Origin of the sequence: Streptomyces sp. NBC_00620 (assembly GCF_026341825.1) — a bacterium.
Taxonomy (GTDB): Bacteria; Actinomycetota; Actinomycetes; order Streptomycetales; family Streptomycetaceae; genus Streptomyces.
This window is the reverse complement of record NZ_JAPENY010000003.1, coordinates 1,945,196-1,967,314: the sequence shown is the minus strand read 5'-3', so window position 1 is coordinate 1,967,314 and position 22,119 is coordinate 1,945,196. Positions and strand designations below refer to the sequence as shown.

The window sequence follows — 22,119 nt, the reverse complement described above, 5'->3', positions numbered from 1 at the left end:
GGCCGTGTTAACCCGCGCACACTCCGCGGCGGTGCGGGGCCGCCGTGCGCGTACTCAGCGGCGCAGCAGCACCCGGCGGGTGGCGCGGGCGAGGCGGGCCGCGGGGTGTCCCGACAGCGGGGCCGGGCCCGAGCGCTCCAGCCACCAGTGACGCAGCCGCCGTCGTGTCTCGGCGTCCTCGGGGCGGCCCGCGAGGAGCAGGTGCTCGGCGAAGTCCAGGGCGTCGCGCCGGTATCCGCCGGTCATCGGATGTCCCTGCGCGTACGCGAGGAACGCCGGCCGGTACCCCTCCGCCAGGATCTGCGGCAACTCCTCAGCGACCTTCGCCACGACATCCGCCCGCTTGGCGGCCAGCGCCCGCGCCTGCACCCCGAGCCGTACCCGGTCGAACCCCTCGGGCACGGGGGTTCCCCCGATAAGGGCGGAGAGCAGCGCGGTCTGTGCGAGGGCCAGACGCTGGCGGGCGGGGTCGGTGTCGGCACCTGTGTGGGCGCCGGCTTCGCGAGGGGCGATCGGCTCCGGGAATGAGCTCTTAGGGGCCTGCGCCCCCGCCCGCTCCAGCGTTCCCCGGATCGCCCCCAACTCCCGCTCCAGCTCCCCGGGCTCGGGGAAGTTCTCGTCCCGTTCCAGGAGGACACCCGGCGGGGTCACCCGGGATGCGAGGTCGGACAGGATGTCGAGGACCGGCTGCGGGACGGGGTGGGCGTGGCTGTCGTGCCAGACGCCGTCCCGTTCGAAGCCGCCGGCGACATGGACGTAGGCGATGGCTTCGACGGGGAGTTCGTCGAGGGCTTTGGCCGGAACCTCGCCCCGGTTGACGTGGTTGGTGTGGAGGTTGGCGACGTCTATGAGGAGGCGTACGCCCGTGCGGTCGACCAGGTCGTAGAGGAACTGGCCCTCCGACATCTCCTCGCCGGGCCAGGAGATCAGCGCGGCGATGTTCTCCACCGCGAGGGGAACGGGCAACGCGTCCTGCGCGATACGGATGTTCTCGCACAGGACGTCCAGCGCGTCCCGGGTGCGCGGGACCGGCAGCAGGTGCCCCGCCTCGAGGAGCGGCGAGGCGGTCAACGGCCCGCCCGCCCGTACGAACGCGATGTGCTCCGTGACGAGCGGCGAGCCCAGCGCCTCGGCCCGCTCGGCCAGGGCCGTGAGGCGTGCCTCGTCGGGCCGGTCCGCGCCGCCCAGGCCGAGGGAGACGCCGTGCGGGATCACCGTGACGCCGCGTTCACGCAGGCGCAGCAGCGACTCGGGGAGATGGCCGGGGCAGAGGTTCTCGGCCACGGCCTCGACCCAGTCGATGCCCGGCATGCGCTCCACGGCGTCCGCGATCTCCGGCCGCCACCCGATGCCCGTCCCCAGTCGCTCCATCGTGCCCTCCTTCACCCCACCTGCACGGCTTCACCTGGATCGGCTGTGTCGTCTCCTTTGACGGACCGATGTTCCGGCGTGACGGAGGTATGGCCCCGACGCCCGGGTCCGAACCTCGTACTCATCACCTTCAGAGCAACATTTGAGGTTCGGATCCGGGGCGCGGGCGGGCCCTGGGGGGCCGGTTATCCCAGCACGCCGTCCGAGTCCACCGGGTCCGGACGGGCGGTGTTGACCGTGCCAGGCGCGCCCGGCGAGGGCGAGGACGAGGTCGAGACGTCGCCGGTCGCCTGAGCGGCAGGCGCCGAGGGTGCCACCTGGCCGGGCACGGGAGCCGCGGGGCCGGTCGGGCTGGCCGTGGAGGTGGCCACCGCGGCGTTGGCGATGGCGTCGAAGTCGACCTTCCCGGTCTTCTCCAGCATCGTGATGTGGTCGAGCACGGTCTGGTTGGCGTCCGAGGCCAGCTGGCGCACCAGGGTGTTCCGCGTAGTGTTCCGGACGGCGCCGATGGCAGGGAAGATGCTTCCGTGCGCGGCCCGCAACAGGTTCACGAACTTGTACTCGTAGTCCGCGCCGGTCGCCGCGGTCATCTCCTTGAGCCAGCCGGTCTGCAGCTCGTTCGGCTGGTTCGGCAGTGCGACGCCGAGCTGGGCCGCGACGATCCGCACCCGCTTGTCGAGGTCGGTGTGGCCGACGATGAGGTGGTCGGCGACCTCCTTTATCGCCTCGGAGGGCGCGCGTTCGAGCGCCTGCTGTCCCGCCGGCAGCTCCCACAGACCGGCCAGCCGAACGCGGACGATCAGATCGCGGTCCTGGGCGGTCAGCGGACCCCAGCGGGTGTTCACGGTGCCTGCCGCCACGTTCGCCTGCCCGGTGCCTGAGCGGTCCGCGTAGGACCACACGGGGAACGCGAGCGCTCCGACTGTGGCGACGAGTGCCGCCATGACGAGGGCGGTACCGTTGATACGCCGCACAATGAGCCTCCCGGGAAACCAACTGGTCGTTGGGTGTTTGTACTTGGCCAGCGTCAGGAGGTACGTGCGGGACGGATGTGTTGTTCAGCCTCCACTCAAACCTCTTTGCGATTGGATGTTCGGCTCCGGCCGGTCCGCCCTCGTCAGCGGCCACTTCTCCGGGGCGCGCCCCAGCAGGCGCAACGCCTCGTCGAGGGGGCCCGCCCCGGCCGGTACGTCGAGGATCGGAGCGAAGGCGAATCCCGGACCCCGGCCCGCCGGATCCCTCGGTACCAGCCGCGCGACGGCTAGCGCCGCCTCCAGGACGTGCCCCGGGAGGTCGAGCCCGACGCCGAGCGTGGCGGCCACGTCCCACGCGTGCACCACGTAGTCGATGAAGTGGAAGCCGACGGCCATCCGTCCGGGAAAGGCGCCCCCGAGCTCCGGCAGTACGAACTCCCGCTCAGCGACTGCCGGTTCGGCGAAGGCGGTGAGCACCACCGTGGCCGCTACCCGGTACGTCTGCCCCGGCTCGCTCATGTCCTCCGGCTCCCGCCAGTACGCCGCCTCGCTCCCCGCTCCTTGCGCGGCCGCCGCGAACCCGTAGTGCTGTGCGGCCATGTGCGCCAGCAGCTGCCGCAGGGTCCACCCCGCACAGGGCGTGTCCCGTTCCCAGTCCGCCTCCTCCGCCAGCTCCACGACCCTGAGCGACTCGTGTACGGCGATCCGGTCGAGGGCGACGATGTCCGGTGCTGCTGATGTCATGCGGTGTGCCCTCCGGTGATCAGGTGGTGCGCGTGCGCCCATGTGGCCGTCGCGTCGAAACCGGCGGTCTCCCAGTCCGTCGACCGCAGCACTCCATGGCCGCGGTACGCGCGCACGATCCGGATGTGGTCGGGCCGGCCGACGAACTCCTTGAGCCGTGCCTCGTCGGCCCAGACGGCCACGGAGCCCGAGCGCCGCCGCAGTGGATCGGCCCACAGCCACATGCCGATCGCGCCGGGGGTCCTGGGCCAGGTGCGGCGCAGCCGGAGCCCGTCGAGGGCGACGGAGCACGACCGCCGGAAGGTGTCGGAGGTGAAGTCGGTGAAGCTCACCAGCGCGGGTCCGTGATGGGTGTCTGCGGCAGGACCGGGCTGCCAGGGCGAGCGAAGGATCGTTTGGCGTCGCATGGCCCGAGCATAAAACTAAGCGAACGGTCGTGCTACTTGTTTGGCGAACTTGCATGAAGGGCAATTGCCCTCCGGATCAAGGAACTTCAGCCGGCCCTCAAGGAACTTCGGTGGACCTCAGGGAACTTCGGGAACCCGGGACGGATCCGTCGCCGCGACGCGTAGCCGGGAGGCGATGGCGACGCGGGCCCTTCGGTAGGCGGTCGTCTCGTCGTGCAGGACGGAGACGACGTTGGCCGTCTCCATCAACGCGACGAGTTCGAAGGCGAGTTGGGGGGCGTCCGTGCCGGGGTGGAGGTCGCCTAGTTCGCGGGCCTCCGTGATGGTGGCCTCCACGTGGTCCGTCCAGTCCCGCTGGGCGCGTACGACCGCGTCGTGCACCGGGCCGGAACGGGCGTCGAACTCGGCGACGACCTCGTAGAAGAAGCAGCCGCCCGGGAAGACCCGGCCCTGGGAGTAGTCGAGCCAGAGCGTGCACAGCCGCCAGAGCCGGTCGATCCCGGCCGGGGTCTCGGTCGCGGGCCGGACGATCCGCTCGACGTAGACGCGTGCGGCCTCCCGTACGGTCGCGAGCTGGAGCTCCTGCTTGGAACCGAAGAGCGCGAAGACCCCGCTCTTGCTGAGTTCGAGCTCGGTGGCCAGCCGGCCGACGGACAGCGCGTCGAGTCCCTCGACCGAGGCGATGTCGACGGTACGGCGGAGCACCAACTGCCGCGTCCGGTTGCCGCGTTCGACCCTGCCGTCCAGCCGGGTCCCGGCCATGGTGACCTCCACGTACATCGTGAATGTGCCGCAAGCGTAGCCGCGGCGCGCGGGCTGTCGGCGCGGCGGTCAGTCGTGGCGCAGCGCCGGATGGTCCGCGACCACCGTGTACGAGCCCGGCGCGATCTCCGTGAAGCCCGCGTCGCGGACCAACGGGAGCCCGGAGGTGGTGAGTTCACGCCAGCGGGCCGGGTCCGCGGTACGGACGGCGAGCGGGAAGCCGGCGTCGCGCCAGGCCGCTCGCTCCTCGTCCGACAGTTCCCACCAGGCGAGTTGGGCGCCGTGGCCCGCCTGCGCCATCGTCTTGCCCGCCGACATGTCGAGGTCCGGGTTGAGCCACAGCACCGGGGCCGCCAGGTCGGCGTCCATCGGCGGCTCGGGGTCTTCGAGGTCGGTGCCGGAGACCTGGAGCTTGGCGAGTTCCTTGGGCCAGCCGTCCAGCGGGACCGGCGGGAAGACACGCACCTCGGCGGACTTCCCGGTCACCGTGATCCCCGGCAGCGCCTCGGCCCGCCGCCACTCGGCGCCGCGCGCCCGCCGCACGACCTTGCGGATCCTGGCGTCCTGCCAGTCATGGATCGCCGGCGCCCACTCGCCGGCGCTCTCGCCGTCCCCGAGCGACCGCTCGTCGCTGAGGATGGTCAGCACGGCGCGGGCCGCGGTCTCCAGCGCGTCGGTACGGGCCGGGGGATCGGCCTTCTCGATGCGCACGACCAGAGGCAGCACGTACTGCGGTGCCTCGTCGCGCGCGGTGCGCTCGGAACGGAAGGGGCCATCGCCGTTGGAGGTCGGGTCGACTGCGGTCGGGTCGCTGCTCACGCCCTCCAGTCTGCCAGGCGGAAGATCGGTTCTTCTGCGGGCGCCCGTACGCCCACGCGAGGATGGCCCCCATGAATGGTGATCTGCGGCTGGAGGGCGTCGGCCGACGCTACGGGCTCCGCGGCCCCTGGGTCCTGCGCGGCGTCGACCTCGATGTGACCCCCGGCACCCTGGTCCGCGTGGACGGCGCCAACGGCACCGGCAAGTCCACCCTGCTGAGACTCCTCGCCGGGATCGACGCGCCCTCCGAGGGCCGGATCACCGGTCGCCCGCGCACGGCGTACGTCCCCGAGCGCTTCCCCGCCGCCCTCCCCTTCACCGCGTCCGGGTATCTCACCCACCTCGGTGCCGTCCACGGCCTCTCGCGTCCGGCCGCCGCCCGTGCCGCCGACGAGTGGCTGGAACGCCTCGGCGCCGCCGCGTACGCCCGTACGCCCATGGCGGAGCTGTCCAAGGGCAGCAGCCAGAAGGTCGCCGTCGCCCAGGCACTGCTCGCCGAGCCGGAACTCCTCGTCCTCGACGAGGCCTGGACCGGCCTCGACACCGCCGCCCGCGCCGAACTGGAACGCGCCGTCGCGGAACGTACCGCCGCCGGCGCCGCGGTGGTCTTCGTCGACCACGACCCGCGGCGGCTGGCGGGGGTGCCCGACGCCACGTACACCGTCGTCGACGGCGCGCTCGATCTCCGTACGCCACAGGGCACTTCGGCCGCTCCGGCGGCCCCGCACGTCGTCGTGGAGGCCGAGGGCCCGGCGGGCGCGGAACCTCCCCCCGAGGCGCTGGGGCTCTCGACGTCCGTGGAACGGACCGCGGCGGGGTCCTTCCGCCTCACCGCACCCGAGTCCCACTCGGACGTGTTGCTCAGGTCGCTCCTTGGCGCACGGCCGCCGTGGCATGTGGTGGGGGTGGGGCGGTTGCCGGGCTGCGGGGAAGCGGGTGCGCCGGACGGTGATGTGCGGGCGCCGGCGGTACCGGACGTCGACGTGCGGTACTTGGCCGCAACGGGCGTCGACGCGCGGGGCTCGGTTGCGCCCGACCGGGGCGAACAGGGCCCACCCGCGCCTGGCGACGGCGCCGAGTCGCGCACCACGGTGCCCGTTCCTGATGCCGCTGCAGGCGCCGCGTCCAGCCCGTCGGCGCCGGGCGCAGTGCCGGCGGGTTCTGCCGGGTCGCGCGCCGGCGTGCCCGCCTCTGCTGCCGCGCCGGCTGTAGGCGTCGAGTCCAGCCCGTCGGCGTCGGGTTCCGCCGAGTCGCGCCCCACGGCGTCAGGCGTCTCCGCACCGGCCCCACAGCCCGCATCCCCGGACGCCCGCCCCCTCCAACCCGAAGGCCCCCGCCAGTGAACGCCCTGATCCGCTACCAGGCCGCCCTTCTGCTGCGCTCGCAGCGCTGGCTGCCGCCGTTCATCCTGTACGCGGCCTTTCTCGGGATCGGCGTTCAGAGCGGGCAGCCGGTGCTCGACTCGCTCGGCTACTCGGCGGCCGCCGTGCTCCCCGTGGCCGCCTGGCTCGTCCGGATCTGTGCCACCAACGAGCCGCCCGCGGCGCGGAGTTGTGTGGGCGCGGCGGTCGGCCCCGGACGGGCGCACCTCGCCTGTCTGCTCGTCGCGCTGTCGGCGGCCGTTCTCATCGGGGCCGCGTCGACGCTGTTCGTCGCGGTGATCAGCGACCCGACGAGCACGGACCACCAGAAGGAGGTGCCGGTGGTCGCGGCGGGCGGCGCGGGACTCCTGGCCGCGCTCGTGTGCGCGCTGCTCGGCACCGCCGTAGGCGCGCTCACGACCTGGCCGCTGCTGCGCTCGCCGGGCCGCGCGGTCCCCGCGATGCTGCTCGCGGCGCTGCTCACGCTGGTGACCTCGGGCTCACCGGCCCAGGCGGTCCTCACCGACCTGATCACCGGCTCGCGGGCGGGCACGGTCCCCGCGCCGCTGCTGCCGCTGGCCGCCGCCGCGCTGCTCACGGCGGGCGCGCTCGCCGTGGCCTGCGCACTCACCACCCGCCGGTCAGCCTGAGCATGCGGTGCGCTGCGCCTCCTGCCACTCGCAGACGGGGCACAGCGTGATCCCCTTGTACGACTCCGGGTACTCCGTCGGCTTCCGGCACAGCACGCACTCGGCGAACGGCGGCCCGTCGGTCGTGGAGGCCGTGGGTGCCACGGGTGCCGGGTCCGTCTCGGCGCCGCAGTAGTCGCTCATGGTTCCAGCGTAAGGCGGACCACGGGACGGCCTACCGGTGGCGGCCGGCCGCCCCGATCAGCTCCGACACCTTCACGAAGCGGTACCCCTTCTTCCGCAGCTCGGGAACGATCGTCCGCACCGCCTCCTCGGTCGCCGGAGCCGCGCTCCGCGTGCAGTGCATGACGACGACGGACCCGGGCCGCACCCCCTCCAACACCTGCTGGGCCACGGCGTCGGCGTCCGTCGCGAACGCGTCCCCGCTGACGACGTCCCACTGCACCGCGGTCACCCCGGCCGCGCTCAGCGTCCGCAGCGCCCGTTGGTCGTAACACCCGCCCGGGAAACGGAAGTACGGCATCGCACGGGGCACCCCCGCCTTCTTGAACGCGGCGAACGCCCGCTCCACGTCCGACCGCATCCGGTCCTCGGGCACGGTCGGCAGCCCGTAGCAGTCGTCGGTGAAGGCGTAGTGGCTGTACGAGTGATTGGCGACCTCGAACAGCGGGTCCCGCCCGATGGCCCTGGCCTCCTGCGGGTACTCGTCCGCCCACCGCCCCGTCATGAACACGGTGGCCGGCACCTTGTACGCCCGCAGCGTCGAGATCAGCCGCGGATTGTCGAAGTGCTCCCCTGCCGCCGCCCGCGCCCCTTGATCGGCGGTCATGTCCGCGTCGAAGGTCAGCGCGACGGTCTTGTCCCGCGTCCGCGGGCCGTTCTTGAAGACGGGGGTCAGTCCGGCGGGGCCGGGGGCGAGTGTCGGGGGCTCTGATGCCGTGGCGCTGGCGGGAGCGGGTTGCCCTTGGCGGGCGGCGTGTGGGGTGTTCGGGGCCCCGCAGGCGGCGAGCGCGGCGCCCAGGGCGCAGGCTGCGGCGATTCGTCGTACAAGAATGGTCACCGCGTGAAGATAAGCGGGTAAATGCGACTAATCGCCCATCGCGCGCTGGCGTCCGGCGAATGCGGCGGCGAACTCACCCGCCCAGGTGAGCGACTACCAGGTCTCCGCCTCGCGGAGGCTCAGCCGTCCTTCAGCAGCCGCCTCCGGCTCTCCTCCACATCGAAGTCCGCCTTGGGGTACTGCGGGTCGAGGGCCTCAAGGTGTTCCAGGAGGAGCTTGCTGATCGCCCAGTTCCGGTACCACTTGCGGTCGGCGGGGACCAGGTACCAGGGGGCCTCCGGCGTGGAGCAGCGCTCGATGGCGATCTCGTACGCCCTTTGGTACGCGGGCCACAGTGTGCGCTCCTCGATGTCGCCGACGTTGAACTTCCAGTGTTTGTCGGGGTTGTCGAGGCGTTCGAGGAGGCGGCGGCGCTGCTGTTCGTAGGAGATGTGGAGGAAGACCTTCACGACGGTGACGCCGTCGTCCGTGAGGGTCTTCTCGAAGCGGTTGATCTCGGCGTAGCGGCGGTCGATCTCCTCGGGTGGGGCCAGTTCGCGGACGCGGGCGATCAGGACGTCCTCGTAGTGAGAGCGGTCGAAGATGCCGATCTCGCCGGGCTCCGGAAGCGCCTTCCTGATCCGCCAGAGGAAGGAGTGCTTCCGCTCTTCGGGGGTCGGTGCCTTGAAGGCCCGGATGCGGCAGCCGGAGGGGTTGAACAGCCCGATGACGTGCTTGACCGTGCCGCCCTTGCCGCTGGTGTCCATGCCCTGGAGGACCAGGAGAACGCGCCGCCGGTCACCCGCCGTACTCGCGGCCCACAGGCGTTCCTGCAGGTCGGCGAGGTGTTCGCCCATCAGGGCGGTGGCGGCGAGCCCTGCGGCCTTGTCGCGCGGGCCGGCGGGCGTCGCGTCGGCCGCGTACGAGGAGAGGTCGACTCCGGTGCCGCCCGGGACGCGCAGCAGCTCGCGGAGCAGCGCGGGTGCCCCTGCGGGCTTCGGTCGTTCTTCGTCCCGCCCGCCGTCCTTCTTCTTGCTGTCTGTCTTGGCGTCCTTCTTCGGCACCGCGTGCCCCTTCCGGCCGTGTCCCTCGATGGTGCGGTGGAGGGCTGCTGTTCGCTACTTGCCGCGAAGCGCGGGCATCTGGTCGATCAGGTCGGTGCTGCGGGCATCGATCATCATTCCGATGCCGCGCAGGACCTCGGCGGCGGGCAGGGCGTCGAGGAGGCGGCCGTCGCGCAGGCGCAGGGCGACCTGGTCGTCGGCCGCCTCCCTGGGTCCGATCACCGCCTGGTACGGGACGAGCCGGGCGGCGCGGACGCGGGCGCCCAGAGTGCCCTGCTCGGGGCCGGCCAGGTGGGCCCGGAGTCCCTGGTCACCGGGGCGGGCGCGGCATTTTCTGCGGGCGGGCGCCAATGACCTCTAGGGCCAATGCCGTTGCTTTTGCCTTGGGCGTAGGCTGGTTGGGAGTGGGTCCCGGGGGTGATGCGGGTGGCCGCGAGTGTGTCTGACTTATCGGGTCTGGGGCTGTTGACCTGGGTGTATCCGCCGGGGTTGGTGGATCGGGTGGTGGCAGCGTGTGGCCGGTCCGAGCGGCGTAAGCGGCTGCTGCCCGCCCGGCTGGTGGTGTACTTCGTGCTGGGGCTGGCGCTGTTCTCTCCCGCCCCGTATCTAGAAGTGATGCGGCACTTGGTCGCGGGGCTTCGCGGTCTGGGACTGCTGGGTGACTGGCACGTTCCGGCGAAGTCGTCACTGTTTCGGGCCCGGCAGCGGCTGGGATCCGAGCCGCTGCGGGTGCTGTTCGCCACGACCGCGAAGCCGATGGCCACCGAGGCGACTCCGGGGGCGTTCTGGCGGGGCTTGCGGGTTCTGGCGGTGGACGGGACCTGCTGGGATGCCGCCGACAGTGAGGCCAATCAAGCGGCCTTCGGCCGTCCCGGCAACGGTCGTGGGACCGGCCGGAGTGCCTTTGTGCAGGTGCGGATGGCCGCCTTGGTGGAGGTGGGCAGCCATGCGGTGCTGGACGCCGAACTCGCCGGCTGCCGCACCGGGGAAGTGACCCTGGTGGGCCGCCTGCCCCGCTCCTGCGGGCCAGGCCAACTCGTGCTGGCCGACCGCGAGTTCCTCGGCGTCCCACTGTGGCAGGCCTTCACCGCCACCGGCGCCGACCTGCTGTGGCGGGTGCCCGCCAACCGTGTCCTGCCCATCGACAGGCCACTGCGCGACGGGTCCTGGATCTCACGCATCCATGCCGGCACCGACGCCTCCCACCGCGACCCGGTCACCGTGCGTGTCCTGGCCTACCAGCTCAAAGACACGGCCCAGGACTACCGCCTGATCACCACTCTCCTGGACGCCCGCCGCTATCCGGCCCGGCAACTGGCCGCCCTCTACCGCGAACGCTGGGAGATCGAATCCGTCTTCGCCGAGATCAAAACCCACCAGCGCGGCGCGAAGGTGGTCCTCAGCAGCAAGACACCCGACGGTGTCCTGCAACAGATCTGGGCCCATCTCCTGGTCCACCATGCACTGCGGGAGCTGATGCTCAGAACCGCGGCCACCCGCCAACTCGACCCCGACCGCGTCTCCTTCACCGAGACTCTGCGCTCCGCTCGCCGCAGTGTGACCGTTACGCCCGGCAGCTTTTCCCCCTGACCTCCTGGTCCAGGCCTTGCGATTACTCCAGGAAGACCTGCTGGAAAGGCTCCTTCCCGCCAGACGCCTGCGCAGCCAGCCCCGTGTTGTCAAACGAAAGATGTCCAACTACTGGCTCAAACGGGCTGAACACCGTCACTGGCCCCAGCCCACCCGCACCGGCACCCAGGCCATCCTCATCAAACGACCCCAACCCACAGGCCCATAACGCAACGGCATTGCCTCTAGGGCCTGTCTGGCAATTCCCGTCGTCGCCCGGAGGGCGGCCTCGCGGCGTCAGGTGCGTGCTCTCGGCGTGCCGGGCGTAGACCCTCGTACTGGACGTACTTGGGTCTGCGCCCGGTGCGGCGAGAGTGCGTGCATGGCGTCGCGGGGCAGACGGGAATTGCCAGACAGGCCCTAGGGGGCGCTCAGTTGCGCCAACGTCCCGTCACCGCGAACGTCGTCCCGGGCGTATAGCAGTTCACGTACATCGTCTCGCCGTCCGGCGAGAAGGTGACGCCCGCGAACTCGCCCCACTCGGGCGCCTCCGGGGTGCCGATGTTCTGGGCGCCGCGGGCCATGGCGTACACCTCGCCCTTGCGGGTCACGCCGTACACATGCTGCGCACCGTTGCCGTCCTCGCACACCATGAGGCCGCCGCTCGGTGCGAGGCAGATGTTGTCCGGGGACTCGCCGGGGAGTTGTACGTCGGTGTCCGGGCCGAAGACGATCACGAGCGTGAGGCGGCGGGTCGACGGGTCGTAGCGCCAGATCTGGCCGAAGTGGTCCGCGGCCGAGCCCTCCGCGCTGTGTGCGAAGGACGAGACGAAGTACACGGACTTTCCGCCCCAGTAGCAGCCCTCCAGCTTCTGGGCGTGCGTGATGCCCTTCGGGCCGAAGTCCTGGAGCCGGATGGGGGTTTGGGCGGCGAGCGGGTCCGGGACGTCCACCCACTCGATGCCGTCGAAGGTCGCGCCGGTCTCCTGGATGGAGGAGAGGTCCGGTATGCCGGGGACGCGCATCGCCTGGAGTCTGCCTCCCGCGCGCAGTGAACCGATGCCGCCCTCAGGCTTGTTGGGGAGGAAGCGGTAGAACAGACCGAAGGGTGTGAGGAACGCGTCTTCGGTCTCGTAGACGATGCCCCGCCACGGGTCGACGGCGATCGCCTCGTGCTGGAAGCGGCCCATCGCCGTGAGCGGGACGGCCCCCGTGCGACGGGGATCCACCGGATCGACCTCGAAGATGAATCCGTGGTCCTTGGTGTAGCCGTTGGTGCCCGCCTTCTCCTCGGTCTCCTCGCAGGTCAGCCATGTGCCCCAAGGGGTGGGCCCGCCCGCGCAGTTGACCGCGGTTCCGGCGATGGCGACCCGTTCGGACAGGACGCGGTTGCGGCTGTCCAGGGTCAGCGCCGTACAGCCGCCCTTGCCCATCGGGTCGTACGTCAGGCTCTCGATCGTCGGGACCGGGATCCTGGCGGTGTTGCGGTTCTCGTGGTTGCGGACCAGGTGGACGCGGCCGTGTCTGCCCGCGAAGGCCGACATGCCGTCGTGGTTGCTCGGTACCAGGCCCTCCCCGGAGCGGAGCTGGTCGCCCTCGCGGGACAGCACCCGGTAGCGGAAACCTTCCGGCAGGTCGAGCAGTCCGTTCGGGTCGGGGACCAGGGGGCCGTAGCCGCTGTGGCCGAGGCCCTGCGCGGCGGCGGTGCCCGCGAAGAGTTCGCCGAGGCTGCCGGCGAAGGCGATCGACGCGCTCAACACACCTGTGCGGGCGAGCATCTGACGACGTGTCGCGGAGCGAACGTTTTCTGGCATGGGGCAACCTTCCTGTTGGCGGACAGGACTGTGACCCGCCTGTGTGTATCACGGGGGCGAGGAGGCCGGAACCACGCGCGTAGCAGGTGTCACAAGTCGGCTTCGGGCTTTCCGGGCTCGGCCTCGGGGATCCCCGACTCGATCTCGGGCTTCTCGGCGTCGACCTCAGCCGTGACCTCGACCTCGGCCGTGACCTGTGGCTTCTCGGACCTCGGGGGTGCCGACTGCTCAACCGCCGGCTGCCCCTGTTGCGCCCGCTCCAGGAACCGCAGCAGCTCCACCGGGAAGGGCAGTACGAGCGTGGAGTTCTTCTCGGCCGCGACCGCCACCACCGTCTGCAGCAGGCGCAGTTGGAGCGCCGCGGGCTGCTCGGACATCACCCCGGCGGCCTCCGCCAGCTTCTTGGACGCCTGAAGTTCCGCGTCGGCGTTGATGATCCGGGCGCGGCGCTCACGGTCGGCCTCGGCCTGCCGGGCCATCGAGCGTTTCATGGTCTCCGGCAGGGACACATCCTTGATCTCGACGCGGTCGATCTGCACACCCCAGCCCATCGCCGGGCTGTCGATCATCAACTCCAGGCCCTGGTTGAGCTTTTCGCGGTTGGAGAGCAGATCGTCGAGATCGCTCTTGCCGATGATCGAGCGGAGCGATGTCTGTGCCATCTGCGAGACCGCGAAGCGGTAGTCCTCGACCTGGATGACGGCGTCGGCGGCGTCGATCACCTTGAAGTAGATGACGGCGTCCACTCGGACCGTGACGTTGTCCCTGGTGATGCCGTCCTGTGCCGGCACCGGCATCGTCACGATCTGCATATTGACCTTGTGCAGCTTGTCGACGCCCGGGACGACCATGGTGAACCCCGGGGCGCGCACCTCTCCGGCGAGCCGCCCGAGCCGGAGGACCACGCCTCGCTCGTACTGCTTGATGACCCGGGCCGCCGCAGCGACGTACACCACCCCCGCGGAAGCGACCGCCGCGCCCGCGACCAGCAGCTCCTCGAGCATTGCGACCCCCTTTCGAGCCGCCCAGTATGACCAATATGTCCACTGTACGTCGCAGGGCTGGGCCCGCGAGGAAGCGAGCCCAGCCCCGTTGATCCGCACACCGGCCCCCGGTCAGGACCCCGAGGTGACCTTCACCGGGTCGGTCCCTGCCGCGCTGTGCCGGGCCGACCAGGTCTCCAGCGCGGTCCGGCAGGCGTGGTCCAGGTGGTGCAGGCCGGAGAGGTCCAGCTCGATGGGCCGGTCCTGCGGCAGTGCCTCCAGGCTGTCGAGGATCTTCGGGAGCCGCAGGAAGGTCGCATTGCCCGACAGGTGCGCCTGGACGGGCCCGGCTCCCTTGTCTATGACGTCGAGGCGCACGTGCGAGGCCTCCCACGCCGTCTTCGCGACGGCCAGCGCGAGCCCGATCAGAACCCCCTCGAACATGCTCACGGCGACGATCGACACCGCGGTGACGACGAGGATCAGCGCCTCTCCCCGGTGCTCGCGCCACAGCGACGCGATCTCGCGCAGCGGGATCAGCTTCCAGCCCGCGTACACCAGGATGCCCGCGAGGGCCGGCAGCGGAATGACGCCGAGCGCGGCCGGCAGCAGCGCCGCGAACAGCAGCAGCCACACGCCGTGCAGGACCCGGGACGCCTTCGTCCGCGCGCCCGCCTGGACGTTCGCCGCACTGCGTACGATCACCGCGGTCATCGGCAGCGCGCCGAGCAGCCCGCAGACGGTGTTGCCCGCGCCCTGCGCCATCAGCTCCTTGTCGTACTCCGTCCGCGGCCCGTCGTGCAGCCGGTCCACGGCCGCCGCGCTGAACAGCGACTCGGCGGAGGCGATCAGGGTGAAGGCGAGGACCGTGCCGAGCACACCGACGTGTCCGAGTTCCCCGAGGGCGTCGAGAGTCGGCAGCTGGACCGAGCCGAGCAGCCCCCGCACCTCGACCTTGGCCACGGGCAGGCCGAACGCCGCCGAGGCGAGGGTGGCCAGCGCGACCGCGCCGAGCGCCGCCGGTACCGTACGGACCCGCCGTGGCAGCAGCTTCCACAGCACGAGGACGAGGACGGTCCCCGCGCCGAGCGCGACCGATGCCAGCGCCTCGGGGCTGCGTGCGGCGTCGACGAGCGCCGCCGGCAGCCCGGCGAGCTTGCCCAGACCGGAGGCCGGCGCCTTCAGGCCGGCCATCGAGTAGAGCTGGCCCGCGATCAGGACGAGACCGATCCCGGCCAGCATGCCTTCGACGACGGCCACCGAGATGGCCCGGAAGTAGCGCCCCAACTTCAGGGCCCCCATGAGGAGTTGGAGTACGCCCGTGGTGAGTACAACGACTCCGAGCACGGCGAGGCCGTACTCCCGCACGGCCTCGAAGACCAGCACGGTCAGCCCCGCGGCCGGCCCGGACACCTGAAGGCTGCTGCCGCGCATCAGCCCGGTGACGAGACCGCCCACGATGCCGGTGACCAGGCCGAGTTCGGCCGGGACTCCGGAGGCGACGGCGACGCCCACACACAGGGGAAGGGCGACGAGGAACACGACGACGGACGCGGCGAAGTCCTGCCGCAGGTGGGGGAGTTTCATCGCGTCGATCACAGCGCCTCGAAGGTGCCGGTGTCCGCCCTGTGCGCCTGTACGGCGCCGGTGTGGACCTCGTAGTACCAGCCGTGCAGGCGCAGTTGACCTGCCGTCAGGGCCCGTTCCACACACGGGTACGCGCGGAGCCTGAGCATTTGCGCGCGGACGTGGTTCTGCACCGCGTCGGCGACGGCCGGGTCGTCGTGTGCCGCGCCGGACGGCGGTTCGGCCTGGGCGAGCCAGTCGCGCACGGCGGGTACGGCGGTCAGGTCGTCGCCGCGCACCAGCGCGCCGACGGCACCGCAGTGGGAGTGGCCGCAGACCACGATCTCGGAGACACCGAGCACGTCCACCGCGTACTCGACGGTGGCGGCTTCGGCGGTCGGCCGCCCGGGGACGTACGGCGGGACGATGTTGCCCGCGGTGCGCAGCTCGAAGAGCTCGCCGGGGCGGGCGCCGGTGATCAGCGCGGGGACGACACGGGAGTCGGAGCAGGTGATGAACAGGACCTGGGGGGACTGGCCTTGGGCCAGCTGGGCGAACCGCTCGGGGCGCTGTCCGTGCGCGCGGGCGTGATCGATGAGGGGCTGCATGTGTCAGTTCCTCCTGGCGCGCCTCGATGGCGCGTCGGCTTACAAGAACGGAGCGTGGGGGGATGCGCTCCGCTCAGCAGCGGAAGACCTGAAGTGCCGCGGGGGAATGGCCGGTTGATGATCTGGACGTGCGAACGGAGGTCTCGCGGGGCGGGACGAGGGGATGACCGGCCGCCGGGTCGCTCGCCAGCAGGGCGCGGGCGGGCGCTTCGGGTACGAGGTCCTCGTCACGGCTGCGGTCGCGGGACCGGAGTGCCGGCGCCACCTTCTGCTTCTGCTGGTGCTCGGACTCGCCGCAGGAGGCGACCTCACTCTTCTGCGCAGAAGCGAACACCTGTGTGGGAGCGAAGAACTGAAGGCTCATCAGGACGGTGGCGAGTACCACGAACAGGGTTCGGGCCTTCGTACCTCGGAACATGAGCCCCCTCCCGGCTGCTCACACACGTCAACAGTCAGCGTCAAGATCTACGTTAACGCGGCCAGTTGTTTGCAGGGTTAACTTTACGTTTCGCCCTGAAGAGAGCCCGAAAGTAGGAGGGGGCGTGGCGGGAATCAGTCCTTCACGAGCCCCTTGGCATCCCGTGCCAGCGCGGTGAGCCGGGAGATCGCGCGGAAGTACTTCTTGCGGTAGCCGCCGTTCAGCATCTCCTCGCTGAACAGCTTGTCGAAAGGCATTCCGGCGGCGAGCACCGGCACCTCGCGGTCGTACAGCCGGTCCGCGAGCACCACGAGGCGCAGCGCCGTCGACTGGTCCGGTATCGGCTGGACGTCGGTGAGGCAGACGGCCTTGAGACCGTCGGTCAGAGCGCCGTAGCGGCTCGGGTGGACGCGCGCGAGGTGGTCGAGCAGGTGCGGGAAGTCGTCGAGGGACGCGCCTTCGGTGGCGTACGCCGCCTTGGTGACCTGCTCGTCGGAGAACGGCGCCGGGGCCTCGGGCAGCCCGCGGTGGCGGTAGTCCTCGCCGTCGATGCGCAGTGGACGGAAGTGCGCGGACAGGCCCTGGATCTCGCGCAGGAAGTCGGCGGACGCGAACCGGCCCTCGCCGAGCTTGCCCGGCAGCGTGTTCGAGGTGGCCGCGAGCGCCACGCCCGCGTCGACCAGCTTGCCGAGCAGGGTGGAGACGAGGACGGTGTCGCCGGGGTCGTCGAGCTCGAACTCGTCTATGCACAGCAGCCGGTGGCCGCTCAGCGTCTGCACGGTCTTCTGGAAGCCGAGCGCGCCGACCAGGTTCGTCAGCTCCACGAACGTGCCGAAGGCCTTGAGCTCGGGCTCGGCGGGGGTCGCGTGCCACAGGGAGGCCAGCAGATGGGTCTTGCCGACGCCGTAGCCGCCGTCCAGATAGACGCCGCGCGGGCCTGCGGGGGCCTGCTTGGCGGCCTTCCCGAAGCCGAACAGCCTGCGCCTGCCCGAGCCCGCGGCGTGTGCCCCGCCCAGACCGGCCGCGAAGCCGCTGAGGACCCGTACGGCCTCGGGCTGGCTCGGCTGGTTCGGGTCCGGGATGTACGTGGCGAAGCGGACCGAGTCGAAGCGCGGCGGCGGCACCATCTCGGCGACGAGCCGGTCCGCGGGGACGTGCGGCTCGCGGGCGCACAGGGACAGCGGGGTCGCTTCGGCTATCGGACCGAACCCGGCGGAGGTGGTGGAGGTCGACACGGTTCCCCACTCTAAGGGCCGTGCCACACTGCACGTCATGCGACGCCTGTTCCCTGTGACCTACGAAACAGCAGCCCAGGCCTCCGGCGGGGCACCGGATGCGGATGTGACGGACCGGGAGTGGGAGCTCGACGAGCTGGCGGAGGCGTACGCCTACCCCGAGGTCCGTGAGCCCTGGCTGCGCGCCAACATGGTGTCGACGCTGGACGGCGCCGCCCAGCACGACGGGCGGTCCCAGGCCATCTCCGGCGCCACCGACATGCGGATCTTCGGAGTGCTGCGCGCACTGGCGGACGTCGTCCTGGTGGGTGCGGAAACGGTACGCCAGGAGGGTTACCGTCCGGCACGCGCGCGTGCGGCCTTCGCGGAGCGGAGGGAGGCGGCAGGGCAGAGCACGGCGCCCGCGATCGCGATCGTCACCGCCAGTCTCGACCTGGACTTCTCGCTTCCGCTTTTCGTCTCGCCCGAGGTGCCCACGCTGGTCCTGACCGGCGCCGGGGCGGCCCCGGACCGGGTCGCGGCCGCCGAGAAGGCGGGCGCGCGGGTGGTGATCGCGGGGGACGGCCCGGGCGTGGACCCCGCCCGGGCCGTACGCGCGCTCGGCGACCTCGGTATGACACGGCTGCTGACAGAGGGCGGCCCGCGCCTGCTGGGCCAGCTGATCGCGGCCGGGGTGCTCGACGAGCTCTGTCTCACGGTCTCCCCGACGCTCACCGCGGGAGACGCGCAGCGCATCGCCGGAGGCCCGTCGATCGCTGTTCCGAAACGGTTCGAACTGGCGTCCTTGCTGGAAGAGGCCGGGTTCCTCTACGCCCGATACCGTCGGTCCTGACAAGTCGGCGGAATACCCCGTTCCGTTTTTCTTCGGCGGGGCACACTGAATTTCGCAGACCCCGTGCGGTTACGGGGCAGGATGGTTTCCGCAGGGGCCTGGGAACGGCCCACGGAGGAGAAGGGCGCCTGTCGTGTTCACAAGCGTATTGATGATCGAGAAGGCCCTGACGTCCGACGACGTGGAGTTCGTCACCACCTTGCACGGTGACGAGTCCGTCGCCTTCCACGTGCTGCTCCAGCCCCGGGGTGACCAGGCGGACCGGCTGCTGAGGGCCATCGACGACGTCGCGCTCGGCGAGCTGGACGAGGCGGCTCACGAGGACGAGACCCCCGAGGGCGACGACGCCGCCGGTCAGGGGCAGCAGGCCCTCGACGTGTCGCTGTTGGCGCTGCGGGCTACCGGCAACCAGGCCGAGGGGCGGCTCATCGAGGACCACCCGCTGGACGTGCTGAAGGGCCTGGTCGAGGAGATCGACGCGGATGAGGTCATCGTGCTGACCGATCCCCACTATGTGGAGGAGTTCTTCCACCGGGACTGGGCGTCTCGGGCTCGGCACAAGGTGGGGGTGCCGGTGCTGAAGCTGTTCTCGCACAGCAAGGCGTAGCCGCATGCCGCTGGGCTTGGCCGGGGGCGGCGTGGGGGTTCGGTGCGTTTCGGGGTGCGGGTGCGTTGTGGCTGGTCGCGCAGTTCCCCGCGCCCCTTACCGGCGTCTTCGCCGGCGCCCCTTGACAGGTGCCCAGCGTTGTACGGAATAGGCTGGGGGCTCATCGTCGTACCGGATCTTGGGAGAAACACGCATGGCACCCGGCCTTCCTACCGCCATGGACCGACCGCACTTCATTGGTATCGGCGGCGCCGGGATGTCGGGCATCGCGAAGATCCTCGCGCAGCGGGGTGCCGAGGTGGCGGGGAGTGACGCGAAGGAGTCCGCGACCGCCGAGGCGCTGCGCGCGCTGGGTGCGACGGTGCACATCGGGCACGCGGCCGGCCATCTCGCCGCCGACGCCACCTGCGTCGTCGTCTCCTCCGCGATCCGCGCGGACAACCCGGAGCTGGCCCGTGCCGCGGAGCTCGGCATTCCGGTGGTCCACCGTTCGGACGCCCTTGCCCGCCTGATGGACGGCCTGCGCCCGATCGCGGTCGCGGGGACCCACGGCAAGACGACGACGACCTCGATGCTGGCCGTGTCGCTCTCGACGCTGGGGCTGAAGCCCTCGTACGCGATCGGCGGCGACCTCGACGCCCCCGGATCCAACGCCCTGCACGGCGAGGGCGAGATCTTCGTCGCCGAGGCCGACGAGTCGGACCGCAGCTTCCACAAGTACGCGCCCGAGGTGGCGATCATCCTCAACGCGGAGCTTGACCACCACGCCAACTACGCGTCCATGGACGAGATCTACGAGTCCTTCGAGACGTTCGTGGACCGTGTCACCGAGGGCGGCACGCTGGTGATCTCGGCGGACAACGAGGGCACGCGCGAGCTGACACGGCGGCTGCCTGGCCGCGTACGTGTGGTGACGTACGGCGAGTCGGCGGACGCGGACGTACGTGTGCTGTCCGTCGTCCCCCACGGCCTCAAGAGCGAGGTCACCGTCGAGCTGGACGGCGCACGGCTCACCTTCACGGTCTCCGTCCCCGGCCGCCACTACGCGCACAACGCGGTCGCGGCGCTGGCCGCCGGCGTGGCACTCGGTGTCCCGGCCGCCGAGCTGGCCCCCGCGCTCGCCTCCTACACGGGCGTGAAGCGCCGCCTCCAGCTCAAGGGCGAGGAGGCCGGCGTCCAGGTCGTCGACTCGTACGCGCACCACCCGACCGAGATGACGGCGGACCTGGAGGCGATGCGCGCGGGTGCCTCCGGCCGCATCCTGGTCGTCTTCCAGCCGCACCTGTTCTCCCGGACCCAGGAACTGGGCAAGGAGATGGGCGAGGCCCTGTCCCTGGCGGACGCCTCGGTCGTCCTGGACATCTACCCGGCCCGCGAGGACCCGATCCCGGGCGTCACCAGCGAGCTGATCATCCAGGCGGCGCGGGCCGCGGGCGCGGATGTGACGCCGGTCCACGACAAGGCGGAGGTGCCGGCGGCGATCGAGGGAATGACGAAGCCCGGTGATCTCGTTCTCACCATGGGCGCGGGCGACGTCACGGACCTCGGTCCGGAGATCCTGACCCGCCTGTCGAAGTAGCCGTACCGTCTGTGAGGGGTTGAGCAACATGTCGTACGACATCGAGAAGCCGGACGAGCAGTGGCGCGCCGAGCTGACCCCTGCCGAGTACAAGGTGCTGCGCAAGGCGGGCACGGAGCCGGCGTTCACCGGTGAGTACACCGACACCAAGACGACCGGCGTCTACTCCTGCCGTGCCTGCGGGGCCGAGCTCTTCACCTCCGGCGAGAAGTTCGAGTCGCACTGCGGCTGGCCGTCCTTCTTCGACCCCAAGGACACCGACGCCGTCGAGCTGATCCAGGACAGCTCGCTCGGAATGGTGCGCACGGAGGTGCGGTGTGCTCGATGCGGGTCGCATCTTGGGCACGTGTTCGAGGGTGAGGGGTATGCGACCCCGACCGACCAGCGGTACTGCATCAACAGCATCTCGCTGCGGTTGGCGCCTGACGCGCCTGACGCCCGACCGTAATTCCGTGGTCGCTTCGGCCGCATTCTGATCATGCCCTCCGGGACCGGCGCGAACGTTCGCGCCGGTCCCTTTGATGTGGTTGATGTGGTTGTGACAAGAAGTTAATGGCCAATCGGCCGGAATGACTTGCTCCATGCGGTCATGGCACGTACACATGTCCCCCACAACGGCCGTATTCCGGGGGGATGTTGGCATATGCAGGGCACAGTTGACGGATTCAGTTACGGCCTGGTCACACCGGTGACCGCCTACGTCATGGCATGTCTGGGGGCGGCGCTCGGGCTGCGCTGTATCACCAGGTCCCTGCGCAACGAGCAGTCGTGGAAGCCCGGTTGGCTCGCGCTCGGAGCCACATCGATCGGGTGTGGCATCTGGACGATGCACTTCATCGCCATGATCGGCTTCCAGGTCGAGGAATCACGCCTCCGCTATGACGTCGGCCTGACGATTCTCAGTCTCGGCGTCGCGATACTCGTGGTCGGCCTCGGTGTCTTCGCGGTCGGCCGCTACGGCGCGAGCACGAAGGCCCTGCTCGCTGCAGGGACGTTCACCGGTCTCGGTGTCGCGGTCATGCACTACGTCGGTATGGCGGCCATACGCCTGAACGGGAGTCTGCGGTACGACGCGGTCACCGTCGGGCTGTCCGTGGCGATCGCCATCGTCGCCGCGACCGCCGCGCTCTGGGCGGCGGTCACGATCCGCGGCTTCCTGGCCAGCCTGGGAGCCAGCCTCATCATGGGTATCGCCGTGACCGGCATGCACTACACGGGCATGGCGGCCGTCAGCGTGCACCTCCACAGCAAGGGCGGCTCCTGGGCCGGCGGGTCCGCCTACTCGCTCCTGCTCCCCATGCTGATCGGCCCGGTCATCTTCCTGGTGCTGGCGGGCGTGGTGGTGATGTTCGACCCGCTGCTGGTCCTGGGCGACGGGGACTGGAGCGGTCCTGCCGCGCGCCGGGGCCCGTCCGGCGCGCCTTCCCGTACGCGGTCAGGCGCTCCGTCCCGTACGCCGTCCAGTGCCCCGTCCCGTGCGCCGTCAGGCGCCCCGTACCGCGCCCCGGCCCGCTGGTCCGGTCAGCCCGACTCCTACTTCGAGGCGCCGGCCGACACCGGTCGGCGTACGCACAACCGGGGCTCGTCGCCGCCGCGTCCCCGGTAGCGGCCCGGCTGCGACCGCCCTGCCGTTCCTCTCTCGCGGCGGGGTGCCCGAAGACGTTCCGGATTCGCGGCAACCCTTGCGCGCCCGGCGACCACTCACGGGCAGCCCGAA

At 70.9% G+C, this 22,119-nt stretch carries 22 protein-coding genes and 2 pseudogenes; 8 read left to right on the top strand and 16 right to left on the bottom strand.

From position 1 onward, the window contains the following. Positions 1-54: 54 nt before the first annotated feature. The 6 genes from OG246_RS39870 to OG246_RS39845 form a co-directional block, all read right to left on the bottom strand. Positions 55-1,371, bottom strand: a complete 1,317-nt coding sequence (locus OG246_RS39870; protein ID WP_266474118.1) for a DUF692 domain-containing protein — start codon at positions 1,369-1,371, stop codon at positions 55-57. A 185-nt stretch (positions 1,372-1,556) separates the two neighbouring features. Then, entirely contained in the window at positions 1,557-2,345 is a 789-nt protein-coding gene (locus OG246_RS39865) for a DUF4142 domain-containing protein (protein ID WP_266474116.1), read from the bottom strand. Positions 2,346-2,429: 84 nt separating this feature from the next. Continuing rightward, positions 2,430-3,089, bottom strand: a complete 660-nt coding sequence (locus tag OG246_RS39860) for a TIGR03086 family metal-binding protein (RefSeq protein ID WP_266474115.1) — start codon at positions 3,087-3,089, stop codon at positions 2,430-2,432. Continuing rightward, a complete protein-coding gene (locus tag OG246_RS39855) occupies positions 3,086-3,496 on the bottom strand; it encodes a hypothetical protein (RefSeq protein ID WP_266474114.1) in 411 nt (136 codons plus the stop codon). Before OG246_RS39855 ends, OG246_RS39860 begins: the two co-directional genes overlap by 4 nt. Positions 3,497-3,613: 117 nt before the next feature. Beyond that, positions 3,614-4,258: a TetR/AcrR family transcriptional regulator gene (locus OG246_RS39850; protein WP_266474113.1), complete on the bottom strand. Its 645-nt coding sequence runs from the start codon at positions 4,256-4,258 to the stop codon at positions 3,614-3,616. A gap of 69 nt (positions 4,259-4,327) precedes the next feature. Further along, entirely contained in the window at positions 4,328-5,077 is a 750-nt protein-coding gene (locus OG246_RS39845; RefSeq protein WP_266474112.1) for an aminoacyl-tRNA hydrolase, read from the bottom strand. Positions 5,078-5,148: 71 nt separating this feature from the next. On the opposite strand from OG246_RS39845, the pseudogene OG246_RS39840 reads away from it, so the two are divergent. Both OG246_RS39840 and OG246_RS39835 read left to right on the top strand, forming a co-directional pair. Further along, positions 5,149-5,985, top strand: a pseudogene (locus OG246_RS39840) (ATP-binding cassette domain-containing protein); the annotation flags it as partial. A 431-nt stretch (positions 5,986-6,416) separates the two neighbouring features. Further along, the gene (locus tag OG246_RS39835) at positions 6,417-7,088 is read left to right on the top strand and encodes an ABC transporter (RefSeq protein ID WP_266474111.1); all 672 of its coding nucleotides are present in this window, start codon (positions 6,417-6,419) and stop codon (positions 7,086-7,088) included. On the opposite strand, the gene OG246_RS39830 is transcribed toward OG246_RS39835, so the two are convergent. The 4 genes and pseudogenes from OG246_RS39830 to OG246_RS39815 form a co-directional block, all read right to left on the bottom strand. Continuing rightward, positions 7,080-7,271 carry a hypothetical protein gene (locus OG246_RS39830; protein WP_266474109.1) on the bottom strand — a complete coding sequence of 64 codons (192 nt, stop codon included), beginning with the start codon at positions 7,269-7,271 and terminating at the stop codon, positions 7,080-7,082. The two genes, OG246_RS39835 and OG246_RS39830, sit on opposite strands and share 9 nt — an antisense overlap. A 31-nt stretch (positions 7,272-7,302) precedes the next feature. After that, positions 7,303-8,148: a polysaccharide deacetylase family protein gene (locus OG246_RS39825; protein WP_266474107.1), complete on the bottom strand. Its 846-nt coding sequence runs from the start codon at positions 8,146-8,148 to the stop codon at positions 7,303-7,305. Positions 8,149-8,267: 119 nt separating this feature from the next. Further along, on the bottom strand, positions 8,268-9,104 hold the full coding sequence (locus OG246_RS39820; RefSeq protein ID WP_266475033.1) for a PPK2 family polyphosphate kinase: 837 nt from the start codon (positions 9,102-9,104) through the stop codon (positions 8,268-8,270). A 141-nt stretch (positions 9,105-9,245) separates the two neighbouring features. Beyond that, a pseudogene (locus OG246_RS39815) lies at positions 9,246-9,497 on the bottom strand (His/Gly/Thr/Pro-type tRNA ligase C-terminal domain-containing protein); the annotation flags it as partial. A gap of 132 nt (positions 9,498-9,629) precedes the next feature. Here OG246_RS39815 and OG246_RS39810 point away from each other — a divergent pair. After that, positions 9,630-10,781 carry an IS4 family transposase gene (locus OG246_RS39810; RefSeq protein WP_266470583.1) on the top strand — a complete coding sequence of 384 codons (1,152 nt, stop codon included), beginning with the start codon at positions 9,630-9,632 and terminating at the stop codon, positions 10,779-10,781. A 410-nt stretch (positions 10,782-11,191) separates the two neighbouring features. On the opposite strand, the gene OG246_RS39805 is transcribed toward OG246_RS39810, so the two are convergent. The 6 genes from OG246_RS39805 to zapE form a co-directional block, all read right to left on the bottom strand. Continuing rightward, on the bottom strand, positions 11,192-12,574 hold the full coding sequence (locus OG246_RS39805; RefSeq protein ID WP_266474106.1) for a PhoX family protein: 1,383 nt from the start codon (positions 12,572-12,574) through the stop codon (positions 11,192-11,194). Between the two features lie 89 nt (positions 12,575-12,663). Beyond that, complete coding sequence (locus OG246_RS39800; RefSeq protein ID WP_266474104.1) at positions 12,664-13,578, bottom strand: slipin family protein; 915 nt, start codon at positions 13,576-13,578, stop codon at positions 12,664-12,666. A 111-nt stretch (positions 13,579-13,689) separates the two neighbouring features. After that, complete coding sequence (locus OG246_RS39795) at positions 13,690-15,144, bottom strand: SulP family inorganic anion transporter (RefSeq protein WP_266474102.1); 1,455 nt, start codon at positions 15,142-15,144, stop codon at positions 13,690-13,692. A gap of 8 nt (positions 15,145-15,152) precedes the next feature. After that, positions 15,153-15,731, bottom strand: a complete 579-nt coding sequence (locus OG246_RS39790) for a carbonic anhydrase (protein WP_266474100.1) — start codon at positions 15,729-15,731, stop codon at positions 15,153-15,155. A gap of 73 nt (positions 15,732-15,804) precedes the next feature. Further along, entirely contained in the window at positions 15,805-16,149 is a 345-nt protein-coding gene (locus tag OG246_RS39785; protein ID WP_266474099.1) for a hypothetical protein, read from the bottom strand. 134 nt (positions 16,150-16,283) lie between these two features. After that, on the bottom strand, positions 16,284-17,384 hold the full coding sequence (gene zapE, locus OG246_RS39780; RefSeq protein WP_266474098.1) for a cell division protein ZapE: 1,101 nt from the start codon (positions 17,382-17,384) through the stop codon (positions 16,284-16,286). A gap of 37 nt (positions 17,385-17,421) precedes the next feature. Between zapE and OG246_RS39775 the strand changes: the two genes are divergently transcribed. From OG246_RS39775 to OG246_RS39755, 5 genes are all read left to right on the top strand, one after another. Continuing rightward, on the top strand, positions 17,422-18,216 hold the full coding sequence (locus tag OG246_RS39775) for a pyrimidine reductase family protein (protein ID WP_266474097.1): 795 nt from the start codon (positions 17,422-17,424) through the stop codon (positions 18,214-18,216). Positions 18,217-18,349: 133 nt separating this feature from the next. Then, positions 18,350-18,823: an indole-3-glycerol phosphate synthase gene (locus tag OG246_RS39770; protein WP_266474096.1), complete on the top strand. Its 474-nt coding sequence runs from the start codon at positions 18,350-18,352 to the stop codon at positions 18,821-18,823. 193 nt (positions 18,824-19,016) lie between these two features. Continuing rightward, positions 19,017-20,402: a UDP-N-acetylmuramate--L-alanine ligase gene (gene murC, locus OG246_RS39765; protein WP_266474094.1), complete on the top strand. Its 1,386-nt coding sequence runs from the start codon at positions 19,017-19,019 to the stop codon at positions 20,400-20,402. 28 nt (positions 20,403-20,430) lie between these two features. Continuing rightward, positions 20,431-20,850, top strand: a complete 420-nt coding sequence (gene msrB, locus OG246_RS39760; protein WP_266475032.1) for a peptide-methionine (R)-S-oxide reductase MsrB — start codon at positions 20,431-20,433, stop codon at positions 20,848-20,850. 195 nt (positions 20,851-21,045) lie between these two features. Continuing rightward, positions 21,046-22,008, top strand: a complete 963-nt coding sequence (locus OG246_RS39755) for an MHYT domain-containing protein (RefSeq protein WP_266474092.1) — start codon at positions 21,046-21,048, stop codon at positions 22,006-22,008. Positions 22,009-22,119: the final 111 nt, after the last annotated feature.